We start from the raw sequence: 23141 nt of genomic DNA, 5'->3' as shown, positions 1-23141 counted from the left end.
CCACGCACCGACGATTCGCGGCGCCCCGTATTCTCGACCCATGAGTACGCCCACCGCGCAGGACGACGAGCTGCGTACCGCGACCGAGACGGTCGAGGTGGCGGCCCGCGCCGCCCGCGCCGCATCGAAACAGCTGATCACGCTCACCACTGAGCGCAAGAACACGGCGCTGCACGCCGCTGCCGATGCTCTGCTCGCCGCCAAGGTCCGGATCCTCACCGCGAACGCCGAGGACGTCGATCGCGCCCGCGCCGCCGGTACCGAGGAATCGCTCATCGACCGGCTCGCCCTCGACGACTCGCGGATCGACGCGATCGCATCGGGTCTGCGGCAGGTCGCCGGACTGCCCGACCCGGTCGGTGAGGTATTGCGCGGATCGACACTGCCCAACGGTCTCGAACTGCGCCAGGTCGCCGTACCTCTCGGCGTGGTGGGGATCGTCTACGAGGCCCGGCCCAATGTCACCGTCGACGCCTTCGGACTCACCCTCAAATCCGGCAACGCGGTGCTGCTGCGCGGCTCCGGGTCGGCGGCGTCGTCGAACGCCGCTCTGGTGGCCGTGCTCCGGGAATCGCTCGCCGCGAGCGGTATCACCGAGGACGCGGTCAACCTGCTGCCGGCCGACAACCGCGCCAGCGTCACCGCGCTGATCCGCGCCCGGGGGCTGGTCGACGTGGTCATCCCGCGCGGCGGCGCAGGACTGATCGCCGCCGTCGTCCGCGACGCCACCGTCCCGACCATCGAGACCGGCGTGGGCAACTGCCACATCTACGTTCACGCCGCTGCCGACCGGCAGATGGCGCAGCGGATCGTGCTCAACGCCAAGACCCGCAGGCCCAGCGTGTGCAACACCGTCGAAACCGTACTGGTCGACTCCGCGCTGCGGGAGAGTTTCCTGCCCGAGTTGCTGAGCGCCTTCCAGACCGCCGGGGTGATCGTGCACGGAGACGAGGCGGCGATGGTGCCCGCCACCGAGGCCGACTGGACGGACGAGTACCTCAGCCTGGACGTCGCGGTGAAGGTGGTCGACGGGCTCGACGCAGCGATCGAGCACATCGACCGCTACGGAACCGGCCACACCGAGGCGATCGTCACCGGAGACCTCGCGGCCGCCCGCGCCTTCACCACCCGGGTGGACGCGGCAGCGGTGATGGTGAACGCCTCCACCGCGTTCACCGACGGCGAGCAGTTCGGTTTCGGTGCGGAGATCGGTATCTCCACGCAGAAGCTCCACGCCCGCGGCCCGATGGGACTGCCGGAGCTCACCTCCACCAAGTGGATCGCGTGGGGTGACGGACATGTGCGACCCCGGTAGGCCGCAGAGTCGGCGGAGGTAGGTTGTCGCTATGGCAATCAACGAGTCACTCGAATTCGACATCGACGCCCCGGTGGACCTCGTGCTCGAGACGCTGGCCGATGTGGACGCGCTCCCGGACTGGTCCTCGGCGCACAGCAACGTCAAGGTGGTCGAACGTGATGCGAACGGTCGGCCCAGCGTGGTGACCGCCTCGGTGGGCCTGCTGATGTTCAGCGACGACCTCACCTTCGACTACGTCTTCACCGACACCAGCTGCAAGTGGGACACCCGCAACGAGGGAACCGCAGTGCGCAGCCAGGGCGGCATCTACGAGCTGGCGCCCAAGGGTGACGACCAGACCCGGGTCACGGTGAGCATGTACCTCGATCCCAAGGTCAAGGCTCCCGGGTTCGTGGTCAAGAAGGGCATCAAGCTGGCCATGGACATCGTCAAGAACGGGCTGACCAAAGAGGTCCTCAAGCGGAAGGCCGCGTCCTGAGCGGCGCGGTGGCCCCAGCGCCGACGGCCCTGTTCACCGACGTCGACGACGTCGCCTCCGCGCTGCGGGAAACGGGGTACATCCCCTCGACGGCCACCGCGACTGCAGTCTTCCTCGCCGACCGGCTCGGAAAACCGCTGCTGGTCGAAGGTCCGGCCGGTGTCGGCAAGACGGAACTGGCCCGGGCCTGCGCCCAGGCCCGCGCGGCCAGGTTCGTGCGGCTGCAGTGCTACGAGGGCATCGACGAGGCCCGCGCACTGTACGAGTGGAATCACGCCAAGCAGATCCTTCGGATCCAGTCCTCCGGTGCGGCCGCAGGCGGTGACTGGGACGAGACCAAGGAGGACGTCTTCTCCGAGGAGTTCCTGCTGCCGAGGCCGCTGCTGCAGGCGGTGCGGGAGAGCGGGCCGTCGGTCCTGCTGATCGACGAGGCGGACAAGGCCGACCTGGAGTTCGAGGGGCTGCTGCTGGAGGTGCTCTCCGACTACGCGGTGACGGTGCCCGAACTGGGCACGATCACCGCGCAGCGCAAGCCGCTGGTCTTCCTGACCTCCAACGCCACCCGGGAGTTGTCCGAGGCGCTCAAACGCCGCTGCCTGTACCTGCACATCGACTTCCCCGATGCCGACCTCGAACTGTCGATCATCCGTAGCCGGGTCCCCGACCTCCCGGCGGCGGTGGCGCAGCAACTGCTGCGTGTGATCTCCACCCTGCGCGGACTGGACCTGAAGAAGAAGCCCTCCGTCTCGGAGACCCTCGACTGGTGCCGCACCCTGCTCGCGCTCGGTGTCACCGGGAGCGCCGGCGGATCGATCGACAAGCGCGCACTCCGATCGACTCTGGGAGTCGTGCTCAAGCACCAGGTGGACATCGAGACCGCCGCGGCAGCGCTGGGCCTGTAGATGTCCGTGCGTGAGTCGGCCTCCGGAACCCCGCTCGACGCGCACCTGCACGCCTTCGTGAGGATGCTGCGCGAGCGGGGCCTGGCCATCGGACCGGGGGAGGCGATCACGGCGGCCGAGGTGTTGACGGTGCTGGACCTCGCCGACCGGGCCCAACTGCGGGAAGGACTCGCGGCGGTGCTGCTGCGCGAGCAGATGCATCGCAAGGCCTTCGACGTGCTGTTCGACCTGTACTTCCCGGTCCGCGGAGGTTTCGGTGCCGACAGCACCACCGCGGCGTCACCGGGCCGGGCGGCCCGCCCGAACCGGCTCGCCGAAACCGGCCGCGCCGAGCCGATGCGGATGCCCGCCGCCGATGAGCCACCCGACCCGGACGCCGCCCGTGAGGCCCTCCGGCAGGAGGCGATCGCGGCGCTGGTCGCCGGAGGTGACCACGACGGCATCGCCAGCCAGATCGTGGAACAGCTCGGGGAGTACCAGTCGGCGACCGGCACCGCCTTCTCGTCCTACCAGGCGCTCAAGGCCCTCAACCCGCAGACCCTGATCGCGGCCATCGCGAACGGGCTGCTCGCCGCGGCCGGAGAGGACGGAGCGGCACCGGGCAGCTTCGAGTACGAATCCGCGCGCCGGGTGGCCCGCAACCGGGTCGCCGAACTCACCGAACGGGTCACCGAACTGACCTCGGTCGCGATGGCCGCCCGACGCGGACCCGAGGCGGTCGCCCAGTACGCGGCACCGCAGCTGCCGGAGAACGTGGCGTTCTTCGCCGCCACCCGCAGTGAACTGCACCGGATGGAACAGACGGTCCGGCCGCTGGCGCGGCAATTGTCCACCCGGCTGCTGGTGCGCCGACGCCGTGCTCGCCGCGGTGCGATCGACCTGCGGCGCACGCTGCGCAGGTCGATGTCCACCGGTGGCGTCCCGATCGACCTGGCGCACCGTCGGCCCCGCCCGACGAAACCCGAACTGGTGCTGCTGTGCGACCTGTCCGGCTCGGTGGCGGGGTTCTCCAACTTCACGCTGCTGCTCACCCACGCACTGCGCGCCGAGTTCTCCAAGATCAGGGTGTTCGGCTTCGTCGACTCGGTCGACGAGATCACCGAGTACATCGACACCGGTCGCACACTGACCGTCGACACGGTGGTGGACATGTTCGACCGGGTGATCCGCGAGACGAAGGTGGCACGGTTCGGCGGTTCGGACTACGGCAGTGTGCTGCGCACCTTCGTCCGTGACTTCCCGGACGCGGTGACCCACCGCGGAACCCTGCTGATCCTCGGCGATGCCCGCACCAACCACACCGATCCCGCGCTCGCCGAACTCGACGAACTGGTGACCCGGGCCAGGCACGCCTTCTGGCTCAACCCCGAGCGCAAGGCGTCCTGGGGAACCGGGGATTCGGTGGCCGACCGCTATCGCACCCTGATCGACATGTACGAGTGCCGTACCGCAGGACAACTCGCGCAGGTGATCGGGCGATTGCTGCCCGTGTGACCGGGCGGAGCCGGGAAGGGCGGGCCGGTGGGCCGGGAATAGGATGTCGTGTCATGCGTGAGTCCAGCACCGCAGGACGTCGTCGGAGGGTCGGCGTGATGGGCGGGACCTTCGACCCGATCCACCACGGCCACCTGGTGGCCGCCAGTGAGGTGGCGAACAGGTTCGGCCTCGACGAGGTGGTCTTCGTCCCCACCGGACGGCCCTGGCAGAAGAGCGACGTCACGCCCGCCGAGGATCGGTACCTGATGACGGTCATCGCGACCGCCTCGAACCCCCAGTTCTCGGTCAGCCGGGTCGACATCGACCGGGGCGGTGACACCTACACCGTGGACACCCTGCGTGACCTGCGCGAGCAGAATCCCGAATCCGACCTGTTCTTCATCACCGGCGCCGATGCGCTCGCATCGATCCTGAGCTGGCAGGACTGGGAGGAACTGTTCGGTCTGGCGACCTTCGTCGGAGTGTCCCGGCCCGGCTACCAATTGGCCGCCGATCACCTCTCCGACGTGCCGCGGGATAGATTGTTCCTCGTGGAGGTGCCCGCCCTCGCCATCTCGTCGACCGAGTGTCGTGCCCGCGCCGACGCCGGCCGCCCCGTGTGGTACCTGGTTCCGGACGGGGTGGTGCAGTACATCGCCAAACGCGGGCTCTACCAGAGCGGAACGGCGCCGCAGAAGACAGTGAACCCAGGAGGAGAATGACCGCATCCGATCACGCTCGCACCATCGCCGCGATCGCGGCCCGTGCAGCGGACGACAAGCTCGCGACCGACGTGGTGGTGCTCGACGTCTCCGACCAGCTGGTACTCACCGAGGCCTTCGTGATCGCCTCGGCGGGCAACGAGCGCCAGGTCAACGCCATCGTCGAGGAGGTCGAGGACGCGCTGCGCGAGGCGGGCGTCAAGCCCGTCCGCCGTGAGGGCGCCCGCGAGGGCCGCTGGGCACTACTGGACTTCCTCGACATCGTGGTGCACGTCTTCCACGAGGACGAGCGCGAGTACTACGCGCTGGAGAAGCTGTGGAAGGATTGCCCGAAGATCGAGGTCGAAGGCCTGGGGCAGCACGGTGACAACGGCACCGTCGACGGGCAGCGCGAGGACGCTTGATGCACGTGGAGGACGGGCTCGACTCCTCGGTCGAGCGCCTGACCCCGACGGTGCGCAGGCTCATCCTGCTGCGGCACGGCCAGACCGCCTCGAACGCGGAGGGCCGGATGCAGGGCCAACTCGACACCGACCTCACCGATCTGGGCCGGCGCCAGGCCCACGCCGCTGCGGGCGCGCTCGCCGACCGGGATCCGATCCTGATCGTCAGCTCCGATCTGCGCCGGGCCCGCGACACCGCGCAGGCACTCGCGACGCAGACCGGCGGCACCGTCGAATTCGACGACCGGCTGCGCGAGACGATGCTCGGGGACTGGCAGGGCCTGACGCACTACGAGGTGGACTCGTACATGCCCGGTGCGCGGCTGCGCTGGCGCGACGCCCCGCAGTGGGCTCCGCCCGGCGGGGAGGCCCGGGTCGACGTCGCCGCGCGTTCGCACCCGGTGGTCGACGAATTGATCGACCGGCTCCCCGACTGGGGCTCGGCCGAGCGTCCGGTGGTCCTGGTGGCGCACGGCGGTCTCATCGCGGCGCTCACCGCGAGCCTGCTGGACCTGCCCGTCACCTCCTGGCCGATCCTCGGCGGACTCGGCAATTGCAGTTGGGTCCAGTTGTCCGGACACGGTGACCAGCCGCGGTGGCGGCTGGACGTGTGGAACGCCTCCGCAGACGTGGCCTCCGACGTGCTATGACCGGAACGCTGCTGGTTCTCAGTGATTCGCTGGGGTTCTACGGGCCCGAGGGCGCGCTGCCGACATCGGACCCGCGGATCTGGCCGAACCTGGTGGCGAGCGAGTTGGGGTTGCGCTGCGAGCTGTTCGCCCGGGTCGGCTGGACCACCCGGGACGGCTGGTGGTGCGTGACCCAGGACCCGCGGGTGTGGTCCGCGGTGCCCACCGTGGAGGCCGCCGTCCTCGCGCTCGGCGGAATGGACTCACTGCCCTCACCGGTGCCGACCGCTCTGCGTGAGCAGATCCGCTACCTGCGGCCACCCGCCCTGCGGGCGAAGGTGCGTGACGGATACGCCACCGTCCAGCGGATGTTCGCGCCCGTCGGGTGGCCCATGGCACTGCCGCCCGGGGTCACCGTCGACTACCTGCGACGGACCCACGAATCCCTGCGTGCGCTGCGCCCGGCCGCCCCGATGGCGGTACTCGGGCCCGCCGTGCACCGCTCCCGCGCCTACTCCTTCGCCCAGCCCGGCTGGGACCGCACCGACACCGCCATGCGGCGCTGGGCCGAGGACGCCTCGGTGCCGCTGGTGCCGGTGCGGGACCTGTGCGAGTGGTCCTTCGACACCGGGATCAATAACATCGACGGGATCCACTGGGCGTTCGAGATGCACGAGCAGGTGGCGCGGCGAGTACTGGGCGCCCTGCGGGGAGGGGAGCAGCGGTGAGTGTCGTCGTGGTGACCGATGCATCGGCGGCCATCGCCCCGGAGCGGGTCCGGGAGTCGGGCATCGGTGTGCTCCCGCTTCACGTGCTCTCCGCCGACGGCGAATTCGTCGATCACGGAACCGGCTATCAGGCCGAACGTTTCGTCAAGGAGGGCGTGAGCACTTCCGGTCCGTCGGCCGGGGAGGTCCGCGAGGTCTTCGAGGCGGCGCTCGCACAGGCCGGCGGTGACGGCGTCGTGGTGATCACCATGAGCTCGCATCTGAGCTCCACGCACTCGACCTGCGTGGCGCAGGCCGCGGCGCTGGCCGCCGATATCACCGTGATCGACTCCCGCAGCATCGATATGGCGATGGGATTCGGCGTTCTCGAAGCGGCGCGCCTGGCCCGGACCGGCGCGAGTGCCCGTGAGGTCGCGCTGACGGCGCGCCGGGTGCTCGACGGTGCCGAGGGCTACTTCTGCGTCGCCACCCTCGACCATCTGCGGGCCGGCGGGCGGGTCAGCGCGCTGGCGAAACTGCTCGGCGGAGCGCTGCAGATCGTTCCGGTGCTGCGGATCAAGGACGGCAGGATCGTGTCCGAGCGCAAGACCCGCACCGTCGCCCGTGCCCGCGATCAACTGGCGGCACTGGCTGCAGAGCACTTCGGTGATCGGCCGGTGCGGGTCGCGGTGCACCACGTCGAGGCGCTCGAAGCGGCCCAGCAGGTAGCCGAGTCGGTCCGGCAGGAGTTCGGCCGGGTGGAGGAACTCGTGGTGGGGCCGTTCGGCGGAACCATCGCCGCGCACCTGGGTCCGGGTGCGGTCGGGGTGGCCGTGGCCCCCGCGCTGGCGGACCCGTCGGCTGCGCAGGAACCGCCTAACACACCGGTGTGACGGAAACCCGCCCCGCGGGGCGGTTCTCCACAGGTTCACGGTTTTCCACAAGGGGCCTGGTTCTCGCCCGTGACAGGGCCGTTCGGACGGTGGCCGCGGCCTACGGTTCGTCGCATGAACGGCGAACGACAGGCGGCGGACGACGGCTCCGGCGAGGATCAGATCTTCGCCCGTCCGGCGTGGTTGGCGGACTTCCGCACGGGTGATGATGGCCGACCCGGAGGCCGGGACGGGGGCCGGGGCGGGGCGGAACGGGACCAGCGCGGGCACACCGACGGCGACGGTGACGCGGCCGACTGGACCGGGGAATCGCTGGAGCCGCCGCCGCGGGGAGTGCGGGCCGACGAGGACTTCTGGGACCCGGAGCCGACCGGCTGGCGCGCCACCGTCGACAAGGTCCGGACCACGCCGCGGGCAGCGATCGCGCTGATCGCGGTCGGGGTGGTCGCGGCGGTGGTCGCGGCCGTCGCGGTCTTCGGTGGTGCGCGCGGCGCGGACTCCGGCCCCTACCCGGTGGTGAACTTCACCGGTGCCGCGGAATCGGCCGGGCGGGGGAGCAGTGCAGCGAGCTACTCCGCGTCGTCGCCGGTGGCTGCGCCATCCGTTCCGGCGGCACCTCCCGACCTGGTGGTGGCGGTGGTCGGGCTGGTCCGCTCGCCGGGCCTGCACCGGCTGCGGCCCGGAGCGCGCATCGCGGACGCCCTCGCGGCTGCGCGAGGCGCTCTCGGCGGGGCCGATACGGCGAGCCTGAACCTGGCCCAGCCGGTGCGCGACGGCGACCAGATCGTGGTCGGGGTGGTGGATCCGAAGACCGGTGTGAAGCTCCGCAGCTCCGTGCTCCCAGGCACCGCCGGCGGGCCGCGCCCGTCCGGCGGTCCCGCCGCCATCGGGAATCCCGGTGCGGCGACCGGATCCGGCGTGACGTCCGGGGCGAGCGGTGGCACCCCGGCGGCGCTGGTGAACATCAACACCGCCGACGCCGCCGAACTCGACAAACTCCCCGGCGTCGGTGCTGCCACCGCTACGGCGATCATCACCCACCGGGACAAGAACGGGCCCTTCCGGTCGGTGGACGATTTGGCCAAGGTGGGCGGGATCGGCGCCGCGAAACTGGCGAAGATCAAGCCGCTGGCCACGGTGTGACGTGCGCGAACGGCTCGATCTTCGGCTTCTGCCGGCGGCCGTGACCTGTTGGTCCGCCGCTGCGATCGCGCTCAGCACGGTCGAGACGGCGTGGTGGACGGCCGGCCTGCTGGCCGGCACCGCGATCCTCGCGGAAGTGGTGCGGCGGCGATCACCGCGTCCGGCGGTACGGGCGGTGAGCCTGGCCCTGATCGCCGCCGCGGGTCTGGGGGCGGGTGTGGCCGCCTCCGTCGCCGTGCGCGTACACGATCGCGACAGCGCATCCATCGCTGACTTCGGCGGCGGCCCGGTGGAGGTGGTGCTGGAGATCGACGAGTGGCCGCGGCAGCGCTCCGGTGACCCGGGTGGTCACCTCGACACCTCTCAGGTGTTGGTGCCGGGCACCGCCGAAGCGGTCCGAACCGCCGACGGTGCGTTCTCGGCCCGCGGCGCAGTGCTACTGCTGGGCGCGGCGTTCGACCTCGGGGAGTCGGTTCCCGGTGAGCGCGTGGCGATCCGGGCGACGGTGTTGCGGAGTACTCGCCCCGGACTGGTCTCGGCGGTCTTGATCGGCTCGGGCCGGCCGACGGTGATCCACCGCGCGCCTGCACATTTCCGGATCGCCGCCGCGGTCCGCCGCGAACTCTCGGCAACTGCGGCAGATGCACTACCGGTCGATGCCGCGGGCCTGCTACCGGCACTGGTGCTCGGCGACGAATCATCGACGTTGCCGACGGTACGCGGCGACTTCCAGGATTCCGGGCTCACACATCTGACGGCCGTGTCCGGCGCCAACTTCTCCATCATCGCTCTGTGCGTCCTGGGGCTGTGCGCCGTCGCCGGGCTACCGCTCACCGTGCGTGCAGTTGTCACCACGACCGCGATCATCGCCTTCGTCGGGTTGGTGGGGCCGACCGGATCGGTGGTTCGGGCTGCGGTGATGGGGCTGGTGGCCGTCGCGGCGCTGGCGCTGCGACGGGGCCGGCAACCGCTGGTCGCGTTGCTGGCGGCGATCGTGGTGCTCATGCTGGTGCGGCCGGCGCTGGCGCGGGACATCGGCTTCGCGCTGTCGGTGGTCGCGACCGCCGGTTTGGTGCTGTGGTCGCCGCTGTTGCGCGAACGACTGGTGGCCGCGCGGGTGCCGGACACGATCGCCGGACTGACTGCGGTGACGGTCGTCGCCCAGGTGGTGACCCTGCCGTTGTTGATCGCGTTCTCGGGTCGGGTGCCGATCGGTGGGATCGCTGCGAACCTGCTGGCCGGGCCGGTGGTTCCGGTGATCACGGTGGTGGGCTCCGTGGCCGCGGTCGCGGCTGCGATCGCGGGGCCGGCGGCGGAGGTGGCGGTGCGCGCCACGGGACCGGAATTGTGGTGGTTGATCGGTGTCGCGCGGTGGTGTGCGCGGATCGGGGTGGTGGAGGTTCCCGGTGGCGGCGCCGCGGGTATCGCACTGATCGCGGCGTGCATCGTCGTCGGGGGACTCTGGCAGCATAGGAGGCGTGGTGGAGAGCGCGCGCGTGCACGTGGTGGTGGGGACCGAGGGCCTCCTGGTGGAGCGCGCCGTCGCGGCGATCGTGGATTCGGCGCGCGCGGCCGCGCCCGACGGTGGCATGGGATTGCCCGGCGGTGCCGGTGATGCGGTCCCGGTGACCCGGATCCGGGCCGGTGATGTGGACCAGTCCGAGCTGGTGGAGTTGCTCAGTCCCTCGCTGTTCGCCGAGGAACGCATCGTCGTCCTCGAATCCGCGGCGGAGGCCGGTAAGGCGCCGGTCGACCTGATCGTGGAGGCCGCGAAGAACCCGCCTGAGGGGGTGACGATGGTGGTCGAGCACAGCGGTGGTGGGCGTGCCAAGGCGATGGTGGCGGCGCTGAAGAAGGCGGGCGCCCAGATGGTGGAGGTGCCCTCGATCACCTCGGCCCGCGATCGTTCGGATTTCGCGAAGTCGGAGTTCCGCACGCACAAGGTGCGGGTCACCGACGAGCTGGTGGATCTGCTGGTCGATTCGGTCGGCAAAGACCTGCGGGAGTTGGCCGCGGCGATCACTCAACTGGTCTCGGACACCGGCGGTCGGGTGGATCTGAACGCCGTCCACCGCTATTACGCGGGCCGCGCCGAGGTCACAGGTTTCGAGATCGCCGATAAGGCCGTCGCGGGGCAGGTGGCCGCCGCATTGGAGGCGCTGCGCTGGGCGCAGCACCGCGGAACGCCGCACGTCCTGATCGCCGACGCCCTGGCCGACGCGGTGCATTCGGTGGCGCGCATCCGCGGTCTGGGCCGTGCCCCCGATCAGTACCGCGACGCGGGGGAGCTGGGGATGGCCCCGTGGAAGGTGAAGAAGATGACTCAGGTCGCCCGCCGCTGGAACCCTGAGGGAGTCGCCGGTGCGCTGGCCGCGGTCGCGGCGGCCAACGCCGATGTCAAGGGACAGGCTGCCGATCCGGACTACGCACTGGAGGTGGCGGTCCGCGCGGTCGCCACCCTGGCCGGCTGAGCGCGGGGTCCGGATACGCGAAAACCGCGCCGTACCGCCGTCGGCCCGCGTGGTGCCGATCGATGGTGCGGCGCGGAAGTACGCGCGTCTAGCGGAAGGTCAGAGCTTGTTCAGCGCGAGCGAGAGCGCCGACTTCTTGTTGGCGGCCTGGTTGGCGTGGATGACGCCCTTGCTGGCGGCCTTGTCGAGCTGGCGGCTGGTGCTCACCAGGAGCTCGCCGGCCTTGGCCTTGTCCCCGGCGTCGATGGCCTCGCGGAAATGGCGGATGGAGGTACGCAGCGACGACTTCGCCGACTGGTTGCGCAGACGATTGCGCTCGTTGGTCTTGATCCGCTTCATCTGGGACTTGATGTTGGCCACGCGTTCAAACTCTCTTGTCTCGATAAGGGGCAGCCGGTACTGACTGCCGACGTACCAGGCTACCAGCGCCATCGACTGAGCCCAAATCGCAGAGCCCGTAACCCGAACGGTACTTGGCGCGCAGCTTGCCGCGTCGTGAACGAGAGCGCTGCCGAATTCGCCCGAGTGCGGCACGATGTGCACGTGACCCGACAGAAACAGGCCAAGTCCGCGACCCGTAAGCGCGACACCGCGCAGCGGTTGTCCGCCGAGGCCCCGCTGTTCGCGGGATACGACGAGGCACCGTCGTTCGGACGGGCGTTCGACGAGATGTTCGCCGACGACGGCACCGTCCGCACCCCCTACAAGCGGATCTTCGGCGCCCTCTCGTCGGCCGATGAGTCCGACCTCGCCGCGCGGGTGGACGCGCTCGGGGCGGCGTTCATCGACCAGGGCATCACGTTCTCGCTGGAGGGGCGTGAGCGCCCGTTCCCGCTGGACCTGATGCCCCGGGTGATCGCGGCCGCCGAATGGAACCGCTTGGAGAAGGGCATCAAACAGCGGGTACAGGCGCTGGAGATGTTCCTCGACGACATCTACTCCGAGCAGGAGATCCTGCGTGACGGCGTGGTGCCGAAGCGGCTGGTCACCTCGTGCGCCCACTTCCACCGGCAGGCCGCCGGTATCCGGCCGCCCAACGGAGTGCGGATCCACGTCGCCGGTATCGACCTGATCCGTGACGCCGAGGGAACGTTCCGGGTGTTGGAGGACAACCTGCGGTCACCGTCGGGCGTGAGTTACGTCATGGAGAACCGCCGGACCATGGCCCAGGTCTTCCCGGACCTGTTCCAGCGGCACCGCGTGCGCGCCGTCGCCGATTACAGTTCGCACCTGCTGCGTGCCCTGCGTCGTAGTGCGGCGTCGAACGAGGCCGATCCGACGGTGGTGGTGCTCACCCCCGGGATGGCGAACTCGGCCTACTTCGAGCATTCGCTGCTGGCTCGCCAGATGGGCGTCGAACTCGTCGAGGGCCGCGACCTGTTCTGCCGCGACAACGTGGTCTACATGCGCACCACCAGCGGCGAGCGGCAGGTCGACGTGATCTACCGGCGCATCGACGACGAGTACCTCGACCCCATGCAGTTCCTGCCGAACTCGGTGCTCGGCGTCGCCGGCGTGCTCAACGCCGCGCGCGCCGGCAACGTCGTGATCAGCTCGGCGGTGGGTAACGGCGTCGCCGACGACAAACTGACCTACACCTACGTCCCCGACATCATCGATTACTACCTGGGTGAGAAGCCGCTGCTGCTGAACGTCGACACCCTGCGCTGCTGGCTCGACGACGAGCGCGAGGAGGTGCTCGACCGGATCGAGGAACTGGTGATCAAGCCGGTCGAGGGCTCGGGCGGTTACGGCATCGTCTTCGGTCCCGATGCCAGCGAGAAGGAACTCGCCACCATGCGCCGCAAGGTCGCTGCTGATCCGCGGGGGTGGATCGCGCAGCCGGTGATGCAGTTGTCGACGGTGCCCACCAAGATCGGTGAGCGCGCCCGCCCGCGGCACGTCGACCTGCGCCCGTTCGCGGTCAACGACGGCGACGACGTCTGGGTGCTGCCGGGCGGCCTGACTCGCGTCGCGCTGCCCGAGGGGTCGCTGGTGGTCAACTCCTCGCAGGGCGGTGGCTCCAAGGACACCTGGGTGCTCGCGGGCCGATCCTCCGGTGCGGAGGCCGAGCTGGACGGCGTCGAGGTGGTGCCCTCCCGCGAGCTGGCCGAGCAGCAGTCGGTGGAGTCGGGACCCGAGCTCAGTTCGCAGGATCAGCAGCAACAGCAGGCACGTGAGAGGAACGGAGGCGCCGATGCTCGCCCGTAACGCCGAGGCGTTGTACTGGATCGGCCGGTACGCCGAACGCGCCGACGACACCGCCCGCATGCTCGACGTGACGGTGCACCAGTTCCTCGAGGACGCGACCGTCGACGAGGACCGCGTCGCACGACAGTTGGTGCGGGTGCTCGGTATCCCCGAGCCGCCCGCCGAGCAATCGTTGGACCTGCGTTCGGTCACCGAGGTGGTGGCCTACAACCGGGACCCGGGCAGCGGATCGATCGCGGCCACCGTCGCCGCAGCCCGGGAGAACGCCCGCGGTGCACGGGAGGTCACCAGCTCCGAGATGTGGGAGTGTCTCAACGCCACCTACAACGGCCTCGCCGAGCGTGAGCGTGCCGCGCGGCGGCTCGGCCCGCACGAGTTCTTGAACTACATCAAGAACCGCGCCGCGATGTTCGCGGGCCTGACCGACTCGACGCTCTCCCGCGACGAGGGCTACCGGTTCCTGCTCCTGGGGCGATCCATCGAGCGGATGGACATGGCCGTGCGGCTGCTGCTCTCCCGCGCCGGTGACCGCGTGAACTCACCGACCTGGGTGACCGTGCTGCGCGCCACCGGCGCCCACGACACCTACCTGCGCACCTACCGCGGGGTGCTGGACGCGACCAGGGTGGTCGAGTTCATTCTGGTCGACAGGCTCTTCCCGCGGTCGGTGATACATGCCCTGACCACGGCCGAGGACTGCCTCAGTGCGATCCAGGGGGGGCGTGAGGGGCGCCTCGGTACCCATACCGAGGCGCAGCGGCTGCTCGGCCGTGCCCGCGGTGAGCTCGAATTCCTCGCTCCCGGCGAGCTTCTCGACGATCTGCAACGCCGGCTGATCGCGTTGCAGGAACTCGGCCAGGCGGCCGGTGAGGCGATCACCGCCCGCTACTTCCACGTGACGCCGTACGTGGCGTGGACCGATGCCCGCGCCCGCGGCGACATCGACACCATCCTGGAGGGGGAGCTGTGAGCTGGCGTCTTCGAGTCGTGCACTCCACCGGTTTCGGTTACAACGCGCCGGTCACCTCGTCGTACAACGAAGCCCGGCTGACTCCGCGCAGCGACCAGCGGCAGAACGTGATCCTCAACCGGGTGGAGACGGTGCCCGCCACCCGTGCCTACCGGTACACCGACTACTGGGGTACCGCCGTCACGGCGTTCGACCTGCACGCACCGCACACCGCGCTGGAGGTCACCGGGGCGTCGGTGGTCGAGACCGAGGAAGCCGAACCGGCCGGGGAGGGCGCCAGCTGGGACGAACTGGGTACCGATCGGGTGCGGGACCGGTTCGACGAACTGCTCAGCTTCACCGATTACGTTCCGCGGCACCGCAAGCTCGCCGCACAGGCCAAGAAACTGGCCAAGGGCCTCACACCCGACGAGGCGGTGCTCGCGGTGTGCCGGTGGGTGCACGACGAGCTCGATTACGTGCCCGGGACCACCGGGGTGCACTCGTCGGCGATCGACGCCTGGGACGAGCGCCAGGGCGTGTGTCAGGACTACGCGCACCTGACTCTGTTGATGCTGCGCAGCCTGGGGATCCCCGGGCGGTACGTCTCCGGGTACCTGCATCCGCAGCGGGAGGCCGAGATCGGGTCGACGGTGGCGGGGGAGTCACACGCGTGGATCGAGGCCTGGACCGGCCACTGGCACGGCTACGACCCGACCAACGACGTGCCGATCGGGGAGCGGCACGTCTCGGTGGGCGTGGGCCGCGACTACGCCGACGTGCCGCCGCTGCGCGGTGTCATCGCCGGTGGCGGCGCCTCCGACCTCGACGTGGTCGTCGAGATCACTCGACTGGCGTGACGGTGACGGTCGCCGAGTAGACGACGCCCCGGGTCAGCTCCAGCCGTACTCGTCGCGCAGGCGTTGCGCGACGGACTCGAACCGTCGCCGGTCCAGCACCGCACCCTCACGGCGGATACCGTCCTCCGGGACGTCGAGCACCCGGTCGAGCCGCACCCACGACGGACGCTGATCGGAATCCCAGGAGCCGGAGCCGATGCCCACCCACTGCGGATCACCCTGGTGCCGCTCCTGGCTGGAGAGCATCAGCCCGAGCAGTACCGACTCCGACCGCCCGACCACCAGTACCGGCCGGTCCTTGCCCTGACCGGCGCTCGGCCCCGTCGTCTCCTCGAACTCGACCCAGGTCCACACCACCTCACCCGGGTCGGCCCGTCCGTCCAGCTGCGGCGCGTACACCACGGACCGGGCCATCAGTTCGGTCCGAGTGAAGGTGCGCGTCACCGGCCGCCCCGGTGTGAACTCCTTGGGCTCGGCCGGTGCCTGCAGGCCCATGGCGTCCTTGACCGTCTGCGTCACGGCCTGGGTGATCGCCTCCCGCCCGGCACGGACGGGAGGACTGTTCACCACCTGTGCGGCCAGCCGCGGCCCGTGCTGCCGGGCCAGCTTCGCGGCTACCGCCGCGAACCGGGTGAAGTCGTTCGCCATGCATCCAGGATAGGGCGCCCGTCGATCACTGCGCCGAGATCAGCTCCGCGCAGCGCTCGCCGACCAGCATCACGGTGATGTTCGGGTTCACCGTGGTGTGCTCCGGGAAGACGGATGCGTCCGCGACCCGCAGGCCGGTCACCCCCTTGACCCGCAGTTCGGGGTCCAGCGGAGACATCGGATCGTCCACCGCGCCCATCCGCACCGTCCCCACCGGGTGGTAGACGGTGTTGTGCGTGCGCCGGATGTAGTCGGCCAGCTCCTCGTCGGTCTGCGCACCCGGACCCGGGTAGAGCTCCCGCGCGATCCATCCGCTCAGCGGCCCCGCCGCGGCGATCTCCCGGGCCTTGCGGATACCGGCGATCATCACCCGCATGTCGTGACCGTCGGCATCGGTGAAGTACCGCGGATCCACCTTCGGCTTGTCCCGGAAGTCCCGCGACCGCAGCCGGACGGTGCCGCGCGAACGCGCATGGGTCACGTTCGGGGTCAGACAGAAGGTGTTCTCCGAGGTGGGATAGCCCTGGCGCAGCGTGTGCATGTCGAACGGGACGCTGCCGTAGTGCATCATCAGGTCCGGCCGGTCCAGGCCGTCCTCGGTGGGCGAGAAGATCCCGATCTCCCACCACTGGGTGGACTCGGTGACCATCGGCTGCGAGGTCTCGAAACCGATCACACCCTCCGGGTGATCCTGCAGGTGTTCGCCCACACCGGGTGCGTCGACGAGCACCTCGATACCGTTCTCACGCAGGTGATCGGCTGGGCCGATACCGGAGAGCATCAGCAGTTTCGGCGAGTCGATCGCGCCGGCACTGACGATCACCTCCCGGTCCGCCGTGATCCGGGTGGTGCGGCCGAAGGCGTTGTCGGTGATGTCCACGCCGATCGCCCGCGGCGTCCCGCCGGAGGTGTCGAAGACGACCTGCTTCGCCCACGCCCCGGTACGGATCGTGAGATTCTCCCGGTCCAGGATCGGGTGCAGATAACTCACCGACGACGATGCGCGGGTGCCGTCGGCCCGGCGGTTGATCTGGAAGAAGTTCGCGCCGCGCAGCACCGTCGAACCGGAGTTGAACTCCGCGCGCGGGATGCCGACCTCCTCGCACGCGTCCAGCAGAGCCACTCCGCACGGGTCCTCGGGCGGAACCGTCATGATGTGCACTGGTCCGGACCGGCCGTGATGCTCGCCGGGCGCGTCGTTGGTCTCGATCTTCGAGTACAACCGGTACACCGAATCCGAACCCCACCCGGCGGCACCGTGATCGCGCTCCCAGGAGTCGAGATCCTCACGGGGCGCCCAGAACGCGATGCAGCTGTTGTGCGAGCTGCAACCGCCGAGCACCTTGGCGCGGGCGTGCCGCATGAACGAGTTGCCGTTCTCCTGCGGCTCGATCGGGTAGTCCCAGTCGTAGCCCGATTCCAGGAGTTCCATCCACCGGCTCAGCCGCAGGACGGCGTCGTCACCGACGTCGGACGGGCCGGCCTCGAGCAGGCACACCGTCACCGCCGGGTCCTCGGAGAGACGGGCGGCGACGGCCGCTCCCGCGGACCCGGCTCCGACGACGACGTAGTCGTAGCGTTCGAGGTTCTGATCGGCGGCACTCACTGGGCATCCTTTCGATCGGCGAACCATCCGGTCACGGACGGCCGCAGGTTCTCGTACACGTGCTTGGCCTCGAGGTACTCACCGAGACCGGTCGGTCCCAGTTCCCGGCCGATGCCGGAGGCGCCGAAGCCGCCCCACTCGGCCTGCGGCAGGTAGGGGCCGAAGTCGTTGATCCAGACGGTGCCGTGGCGCAGCCGGCGCGCCACCCGGCGGGCACGGCCACCGTCGGCCGACCACACCGCCCCGGCCAGGCCGTACTCGGTGTCGTTGGCGATCGCCACGGCCTCGTCCTCGGTGGTGAAGGTCTCGACGGTGACCGTCGGACCGAAGGCCTCGTCGTGCACGCAGGCCATCGACGGATCGCAGCCGTCGAGCACCGTCGGGAGGTAGAAGTAGCCGTCGTCCAGCGACCCCGAGCCCTGATCCCCGGTGGCGAAGGCGCCTCCGGTGCGGACCACCGCACCGTCGGCGCGGGCCTGCTCGACGTAGGCGTGCACCTTGTCGCGGTGCTCGGCCGAGATCAGCGGGCCGGTCTCGGTCCCCTCGGCGAAGGGCAGGCCCTGCCGGATGTCCTCGGCACGGCGTACCAGTTCGTCGACGAAGACATCGTGCGCCGACTCCTCGACCACCAGCCGGGCGCCGGCCGAACACACCTGGCCCGAGTGCAGGAACGCGGCGTTGAGAGCATTGTCGACCGCAGCGGCGAGTCCCTCCTCGGTTGCGCAGGCATCGGCGAAGATCACGTTCGGGTTCTTCCCGCCCAGCTCCAACGCCACCTTCTTGACGGTGCCCGCGGCGTTGGCGGCGATCAGCCGCCCGGTGACCAGGCCGCCGGTGAACGAGACCAGATCCACGTCGGGATGGGTCGACAGCGGCGCACCCGCCCGAGCACCCGCGCCCAGGACCAGGTTGGCGACACCGTCCGGCAGGCCGACCTGCTGTAGCACCTGCATCAGCAGGATCGCGGTGTGCGGGGTCAGTTCGGCGGGCTTGAGCACGAAGGTGTCGCCGGCGGCGATCGCGGGAGCGACCTTCCACGCCGCCTGCAGCAGCGGGTAGTTCCAGGGGGTGATCATCGCGCATACGCCCACCGGCTCGTACACGATCTGCGAGCTCACATCGGGCGAGCCGGCGTCGACGACACGGCCGGAGTCCTGCCCGGCGAGTTTGCCGAAATAGCGGAAACAGGCCGCGATGTCGGCCATGTCGATCTCGGATTCCGAGAGGCGTTTACCGGTGTCGAGAGTCTCGGCGCGGGCGAAATCGTCCTGGCGGCGCTCGATCTCCTCGGCGACCGCGATCAGCAGATCACCCCGCTCGGCGGTGGAGGTGTGCGGCCACGGACCGGTGTCGAAGGCCCGCCGGGCCGCGGTGATCGCGGCCTCGGTGTCGGCGGGAGTCGCCTCGTCGACGACGCCGACCTCGGTGCCGTCCGCGGGGCAGGTGATGGTCCGGGTGCCGCCGTCGGACGAGTGGCGCCAGACGCCGTCGATGAACAGGGTCGGTGCGGTCATGCGGGTGTCCCTTCGGGGTCGGGGGAGCTCTCGGGGGTCGGATCGGATTGCGGCTCGGTGTAGCCGTGATCGGAGGCCGCGCGGCGCAGGTGCAGATAGCCGAGGTGCCGCTCGTACTGGTCGAGGATGTCGCCGATGATCTGCTCTCGGGTGTAGCCGGTGAGGGTGTACCCCTGAGAGCCCTCCGCCAGGTACACCTCGCAGCGGAAGTACCGATCGCCGGAGCGCTGTCCCAACACCGCGTAACTGGGGGCGGGTGCGGAGACCGGCCACACGCAGTACTCGAACTCCGGTTCTCCGGCGAGGTCGACCTTGAGCGTGGGCGAGGGCAGTGACTCGCTGCGACCGGACTCGTCGATGGTGGCGCTGATCCCCTCGGAGGCGAACACCCCCGCCACATCCCGCATCGCCGGTGTCACTGAATTGGCGAGGAATCGTTCGGTGGCCGCGCGGCTGGGGTAGTGGATCGTCGACAGCAGGCGCCGGCGCCAACTGCCCGGTTCGCCACTGCCGCGTCCGGCTGCGAGCGACTTCGGCAGCGCGGCCCGGTAGCTGTCGATCTTGTAGGACTCGGTGTGCAGGGCCCGCAGTAGCGACGCCCCGACCAGAGCGAGGACGAACGAGAACGGCAGGCCCATGATGATCGTCGCCTTCTGCAGGGTCACGATCGAGCCCTCGCTGCCCGCGAACAGCATCGCCAGGGTGAGCAGGCCGATCGCGAAGGACCAGAAGATTCGGGTGCTGCGCGCACAGTCCGCCATCGGATCGGCCAGCCGGGAGGTGAAGTTGCCCATCACCAGGGAACCCGAATCGGCGCTGGTGACGTAGAACAGCAGACCGGTGATGGTGGCGATCGCCAGCAGCAGCGGGGCTCCCGGGTACTTCTCCAGCAGCGAGTAGAAGCCCACCTCCGGTGTCGACGCGGTGGCTTCCGCGAACCGCTTGTCGCCGCGTGCCACCTCGAGGGCACTGTTACCGAACACCGAGATCCACACCAGGATGAATCCGAACGGGACGGTGAGTACGCCGAAGACGAACTGACGCAAAGTGCGGCCGCGGGAGATGCGGGCGAGGAAGAGCCCGACGAACGGGGCCCAGGCCACCCACCAGGCCCAGAAGAACAGTGTCCAGGCGTCGAGCCAGGCGCCCGGGTCGGAGCCGGTCGCCCCCGGATCGCCCTGCTCCCAGGCGAAGGTGTTCATGGTGCGGTCGAGGAAGGTGGAGGCGTAGTCGCCGGTGTTCTGCACCAGCGCATTGAGCAGGAAGTCCGCGCGACCGGCGACCAGGATGTACAGCAGCAGCAGGATCGCCAGGATCACGTTGAGCTCACTGAGCCGGCGGATGCCCTTGTCCACGCCCGTGGTCGCCGAGATCGTCGCCACGACCACCGACAGCACGATCAATCCGATCTGCGCGGCCTTGCCCTGTGGGATCCCGAACAACTCGTGCAGGCCGTAGTTCAGCTGCACGATCCCGATCCCGAGGGAGGTCGCGATGCCGAAGATCGTGCCGAGGACGGCGGCCACGTCGACCACGTCACCGAAGCGTCCGTGCACCCGCTTGCCCAGGATCGGGTACAGCGCAGCGCGAATGGTGAGTGGCAGGTTGTGCCGGAATGCGAAGTAGGCCAACGCCGCACCCATGAGCGCGTACATCGCCCAGCCGGTGATCCCGTAGTGGAAGACGGTCCAGGTGACGGCCTCGCGTGCGGCGAGGTCGTTCTCCCCGGCACCCACCGGTGGTTGCAGGTAGTGGCTCACCGGCTCGGCCACCGAGAAGAACATCAGGTCGATGCCTATGCCCGCCGCGAAGAGCATCGCGGTCCAGGTGAAAAGGCTGTACTCCGGGCGTGATTCCTCGGGGCCGAGCCGGTAACGCCCGTAGCGGCTCAGGCCGATGAACACCACGACGCCGACGATCGAGGTGGCGAGGAGGAAGTACCACCAGCCGAACCAGGTGGTGATGAAGTCGACCACCGCGCTGATCGTGCGCTCCGCGGTCCCGGGGGAGACGAGTGCCCACACCGCGAACGCCAGGACCGAACCGGCGGCGGCGAAGAAGACGCGCCGGTTCAACGAGTTGGCCGGCGAGTCCGTGGGGTCCACGGTGCTCGACGCTTGTGAGGATTCGGGATCACTCATGTCCATCGACGTTACCGTGACCGGCGTTCCACAGGTTCGGGTCGGTGGGCGTGGATTCCGCTACCGCACTCGTGCTACGCGGCTACCCGGCGCCGTGGTTCGCGCGGCATGAGAAACTGGACGGTGACGTGTGCCGGGACCCCGGCCAGCCGCCCGAGGAGTGAGTGAAATTCCCAGCTTCGCCGACACCACCTTCACGGATCCCACCCGGATCCGTAACTTCTGCATCATCGCCCACATCGACCACGGGAAATCCACCCTGGCCGATCGGATGCTGCAGCTCACCGGTGTGGTCGAGGAGCGTGCCATGCGGGCGCAGTACCTCGACCGGATGGACATCGAGCGTGAACGCGGCATCACCATCAAGGCGCAGAACGTCCGTCTCCCGTGGCGGGTGGACCGCGCCGACGGCACCGCCGAGGACTACGTCCTGCACCTGATCGACACCCCCGGGCACGTCGACTTCACCTACGAGGTCTCCCGCGCGCTCGAGGCCTGTGAAGGCGCGGTGCTGCTGGTCGACGCCGCTCAGGGCATCGAGGCGCAGACCCTGGCGAACCTGTACCTGGCGATGGACAAGGACCTGGAGATCATCCCGGTCCTGAACAAGATCGATCTACCCGCCGCCGATCCGGACCGCTACGCCGAGGAGATCGCGCACATCATCGGCTGCGAGCCGGACGACGTGCTGCGCGTCTCCGGCAAGACCGGAGCCGGCGTCGACGCCCTGCTGGACCGGGTGATCGAGCGGGTTCCGGCGCCCGTCGGCGACCCCGACGCACCCGCCCGCGCGATGATCTTCGACTCCGTCTACGACACCTACCGCGGCGTCGTCACCTACATCCGCGTGGTCGACGGCAAGATCGTGCCCCGCGAGAAGATCAAGATGATGTCCACCGGCGCCACCCACGAACTGCTGGAGGTGGGCATCGTCTCGCCGGAGCCGAAGGCGTCCAAGGGCCTGGGCGTCGGCGAGGTCGGATACCTCATCACCGGCGTCAAGGACGTGCGGCAGTCGAAGGTCGGCGACACCGTGACCACCGCCCGCAACGGCGCCGAACAGGCACTCACCGGGTACCAGGAGCCGCGACCGATGGTGTACTCCGGGCTGTACCCGGTGGACGGCTCCGATTACCCCGACCTGCGTGAGGCTCTGGACAAACTCCAGCTCAACGACGCCGCGCTGACCTACGAACCGGAGACCTCCGTGGCGCTCGGCTTCGGATTCCGGTGCGGCTTCCTGGGGCTGCTGCACATGGAGATCACCCGTGAGCGGCTGCAGCGCGAGTTCGGCCTGGACCTGATCTCCACCTCGCCGAACGTGGTGTACCGCGTGGTCGGTGAGGACGGCAGGGAACAGATCGTGACCAACCCGTCGGACTGGCCCGACGGCAAGCTCCGCGAGACCTACGAGCCGATCACCAAGACCACGATCATCGCGCCCAGTGAGTTCGTCGGCACGATCATGGAACTGTGCCAGTCCCGGCGCGGCGAACTCGGCGGCATGGACTACCTCTCCGAGACCCGCGTCGAGCTGCGCTACACGCTCCCGATGGCGGAGATCATCTTCGACTTCTTCGACTCGCTCAAGTCCCGCACCCGCGGGTACGCCTCGCTCGATTACGAGGAGGCCGGTGAACAGCAGTCGGACCTGGTGAAGGTCGATATCCTGCTGCAGGGTGAGGCGGTGGACGCGTTCAGCGCCATCGTGCACCGCGACGCCGCGCAGGCCTACGGCAACAAGATGACGGTCAAACTCAAGGAACTGATCCCGCGCCAGCAGTTCGAGGTGCCGGTGCAGGCGGCGATCGGCTCGAAGATCATCGCCCGGGAGAACATCCGAGCCATCCGCAAGGACGTGCTGGCCAAGTGCTACGGCGGCGACATCAGCCGTAAGCGCAAGCTGCTGGAGAAGCAGAAGGAGGGCAAGAAGCGGATGAAGACGATCGGCCGGGTCGACGTACCGCAGGAGGCCTTCGTCGCCGCGCTCTCCTCCGACGCCTCCGCGGACAAGCCGAAGGGGAAGTAGA

21 protein-coding genes are annotated in these 23141 nt (G+C 69.5%); 16 read left to right on the top strand and 5 right to left on the bottom strand.

What is annotated here, in order from left to right:
* The first annotated feature begins 40 nt into the window (after window positions 1-40).
* From ACYVHG_RS03700 to holA, 12 genes are all read left to right on the top strand, one after another.
* The gene (locus ACYVHG_RS03700; protein ID WP_461166080.1) at window positions 41-1315 is read left to right on the top strand and encodes a glutamate-5-semialdehyde dehydrogenase; all 1275 of its coding nucleotides are present in this window, start codon (window positions 41-43) and stop codon (window positions 1313-1315) included.
* Window positions 1316-1346: 31 nt separating this feature from the next.
* On the top strand, window positions 1347-1796 hold the full coding sequence (locus ACYVHG_RS03695) for an SRPBCC family protein (protein ID WP_461166079.1): 450 nt from the start codon (window positions 1347-1349) through the stop codon (window positions 1794-1796).
* 8 nt (window positions 1797-1804) lie between these two features.
* Complete coding sequence (locus ACYVHG_RS03690; protein WP_461166078.1) at window positions 1805-2698, top strand: AAA family ATPase; 894 nt, start codon at window positions 1805-1807, stop codon at window positions 2696-2698.
* Entirely contained in the window at window positions 2699-4192 is a 1494-nt protein-coding gene (locus ACYVHG_RS03685; protein WP_461166077.1) for a VWA domain-containing protein, read from the top strand. It begins immediately after the preceding gene.
* A gap of 53 nt (window positions 4193-4245) precedes the next feature.
* Window positions 4246-4896 (top strand): nicotinate-nucleotide adenylyltransferase, encoded by a 651-nt coding sequence (gene nadD, locus ACYVHG_RS03680; protein ID WP_461166076.1) that lies wholly within the window; start codon window positions 4246-4248, stop codon window positions 4894-4896.
* On the top strand, window positions 4893-5300 hold the full coding sequence (rsfS, locus tag ACYVHG_RS03675) for a ribosome silencing factor (protein WP_461166075.1): 408 nt from the start codon (window positions 4893-4895) through the stop codon (window positions 5298-5300). Before nadD ends, rsfS begins: the two co-directional genes overlap by 4 nt.
* On the top strand, window positions 5300-5989 hold the full coding sequence (locus tag ACYVHG_RS03670) for a histidine phosphatase family protein (RefSeq protein ID WP_461166074.1): 690 nt from the start codon (window positions 5300-5302) through the stop codon (window positions 5987-5989). Before rsfS ends, ACYVHG_RS03670 begins: the two co-directional genes overlap by 1 nt.
* Window positions 5986-6696, top strand: coding sequence for a diglucosylglycerate octanoyltransferase (gene octT, locus ACYVHG_RS03665; RefSeq protein ID WP_461166073.1), 711 nt, complete (start codon window positions 5986-5988; stop codon window positions 6694-6696). The genes ACYVHG_RS03670 and octT overlap by 4 nt, the downstream gene beginning before the upstream one ends.
* On the top strand, window positions 6693-7568 hold the full coding sequence (locus ACYVHG_RS03660; RefSeq protein ID WP_461166072.1) for a DegV family protein: 876 nt from the start codon (window positions 6693-6695) through the stop codon (window positions 7566-7568). The genes octT and ACYVHG_RS03660 overlap by 4 nt, the downstream gene beginning before the upstream one ends.
* Window positions 7569-7682: 114 nt before the next feature.
* A complete protein-coding gene (locus tag ACYVHG_RS03655) occupies window positions 7683-8711 on the top strand; it encodes a ComEA family DNA-binding protein (protein WP_461166071.1) in 1029 nt (342 codons plus the stop codon).
* Between the two features lie 40 nt (window positions 8712-8751).
* Window positions 8752-10326, top strand: coding sequence for a ComEC/Rec2 family competence protein (locus tag ACYVHG_RS03650; protein WP_461166070.1), 1575 nt, complete (start codon window positions 8752-8754; stop codon window positions 10324-10326).
* Window positions 10208-11182 carry a DNA polymerase III subunit delta gene (holA, locus tag ACYVHG_RS03645; RefSeq protein ID WP_461166911.1) on the top strand — a complete coding sequence of 325 codons (975 nt, stop codon included), beginning with the start codon at window positions 10208-10210 and terminating at the stop codon, window positions 11180-11182. The genes ACYVHG_RS03650 and holA overlap by 119 nt, the downstream gene beginning before the upstream one ends.
* A gap of 99 nt (window positions 11183-11281) precedes the next feature.
* On the opposite strand, the gene rpsT is transcribed toward holA, so the two are convergent.
* The gene (gene rpsT, locus ACYVHG_RS03640) at window positions 11282-11542 is read right to left on the bottom strand and encodes a 30S ribosomal protein S20 (RefSeq protein WP_461166069.1); all 261 of its coding nucleotides are present in this window, start codon (window positions 11540-11542) and stop codon (window positions 11282-11284) included.
* A 309-nt stretch (window positions 11543-11851) separates the two neighbouring features.
* Here rpsT and ACYVHG_RS03635 point away from each other — a divergent pair, with 309 nt between their 5' ends.
* The 3 genes from ACYVHG_RS03635 to ACYVHG_RS03625 are packed head-to-tail and all read left to right on the top strand — an operon-like array spanning window position 11852 to window position 15202.
* Window positions 11852-13393: a circularly permuted type 2 ATP-grasp protein gene (locus ACYVHG_RS03635; protein WP_461166910.1), complete on the top strand. Its 1542-nt coding sequence runs from the start codon at window positions 11852-11854 to the stop codon at window positions 13391-13393.
* Window positions 13380-14363 carry an alpha-E domain-containing protein gene (locus tag ACYVHG_RS03630; protein ID WP_461166068.1) on the top strand — a complete coding sequence of 328 codons (984 nt, stop codon included), beginning with the start codon at window positions 13380-13382 and terminating at the stop codon, window positions 14361-14363. The genes ACYVHG_RS03635 and ACYVHG_RS03630 overlap by 14 nt, the downstream gene beginning before the upstream one ends.
* Entirely contained in the window at window positions 14360-15202 is an 843-nt protein-coding gene (locus ACYVHG_RS03625; protein WP_461166067.1) for a transglutaminase family protein, read from the top strand. The genes ACYVHG_RS03630 and ACYVHG_RS03625 overlap by 4 nt, the downstream gene beginning before the upstream one ends.
* Before the next feature lie 33 nt (window positions 15203-15235).
* Here the strand turns inward: ACYVHG_RS03625 and ACYVHG_RS03620 are convergent, their stop codons facing one another.
* The 4 genes from ACYVHG_RS03620 to betT are packed head-to-tail and all read right to left on the bottom strand — an operon-like array spanning window position 15236 to window position 21111.
* Complete coding sequence (locus tag ACYVHG_RS03620) at window positions 15236-15850, bottom strand: type II toxin-antitoxin system PemK/MazF family toxin (RefSeq protein WP_461166066.1); 615 nt, start codon at window positions 15848-15850, stop codon at window positions 15236-15238.
* Between the two features lie 25 nt (window positions 15851-15875).
* The gene (locus ACYVHG_RS03615; protein ID WP_461166065.1) at window positions 15876-17456 is read right to left on the bottom strand and encodes a GMC family oxidoreductase; all 1581 of its coding nucleotides are present in this window, start codon (window positions 17454-17456) and stop codon (window positions 15876-15878) included.
* Window positions 17453-18970 carry an aldehyde dehydrogenase family protein gene (locus ACYVHG_RS03610; protein WP_461166064.1) on the bottom strand — a complete coding sequence of 506 codons (1518 nt, stop codon included), beginning with the start codon at window positions 18968-18970 and terminating at the stop codon, window positions 17453-17455. Before ACYVHG_RS03610 ends, ACYVHG_RS03615 begins: the two co-directional genes overlap by 4 nt.
* Entirely contained in the window at window positions 18967-21111 is a 2145-nt protein-coding gene (betT, locus tag ACYVHG_RS03605; protein ID WP_461166063.1) for a choline BCCT transporter BetT, read from the bottom strand. The genes ACYVHG_RS03610 and betT overlap by 4 nt, the downstream gene beginning before the upstream one ends.
* A 130-nt stretch (window positions 21112-21241) precedes the next feature.
* Here betT and lepA point away from each other — a divergent pair, with 130 nt between their 5' ends.
* The gene (gene lepA / locus ACYVHG_RS03600; protein ID WP_461166062.1) at window positions 21242-23140 is read left to right on the top strand and encodes a translation elongation factor 4; all 1899 of its coding nucleotides are present in this window, start codon (window positions 21242-21244) and stop codon (window positions 23138-23140) included.
* Window position 23141 lies beyond the last annotated feature (1 nt).

Source organism: Tsukamurella serpentis, from assembly GCF_054780975.1.
Note: the sequence above shows the minus strand (reverse complement) of the source record. Positions and strands in the feature narration are given on the sequence as shown.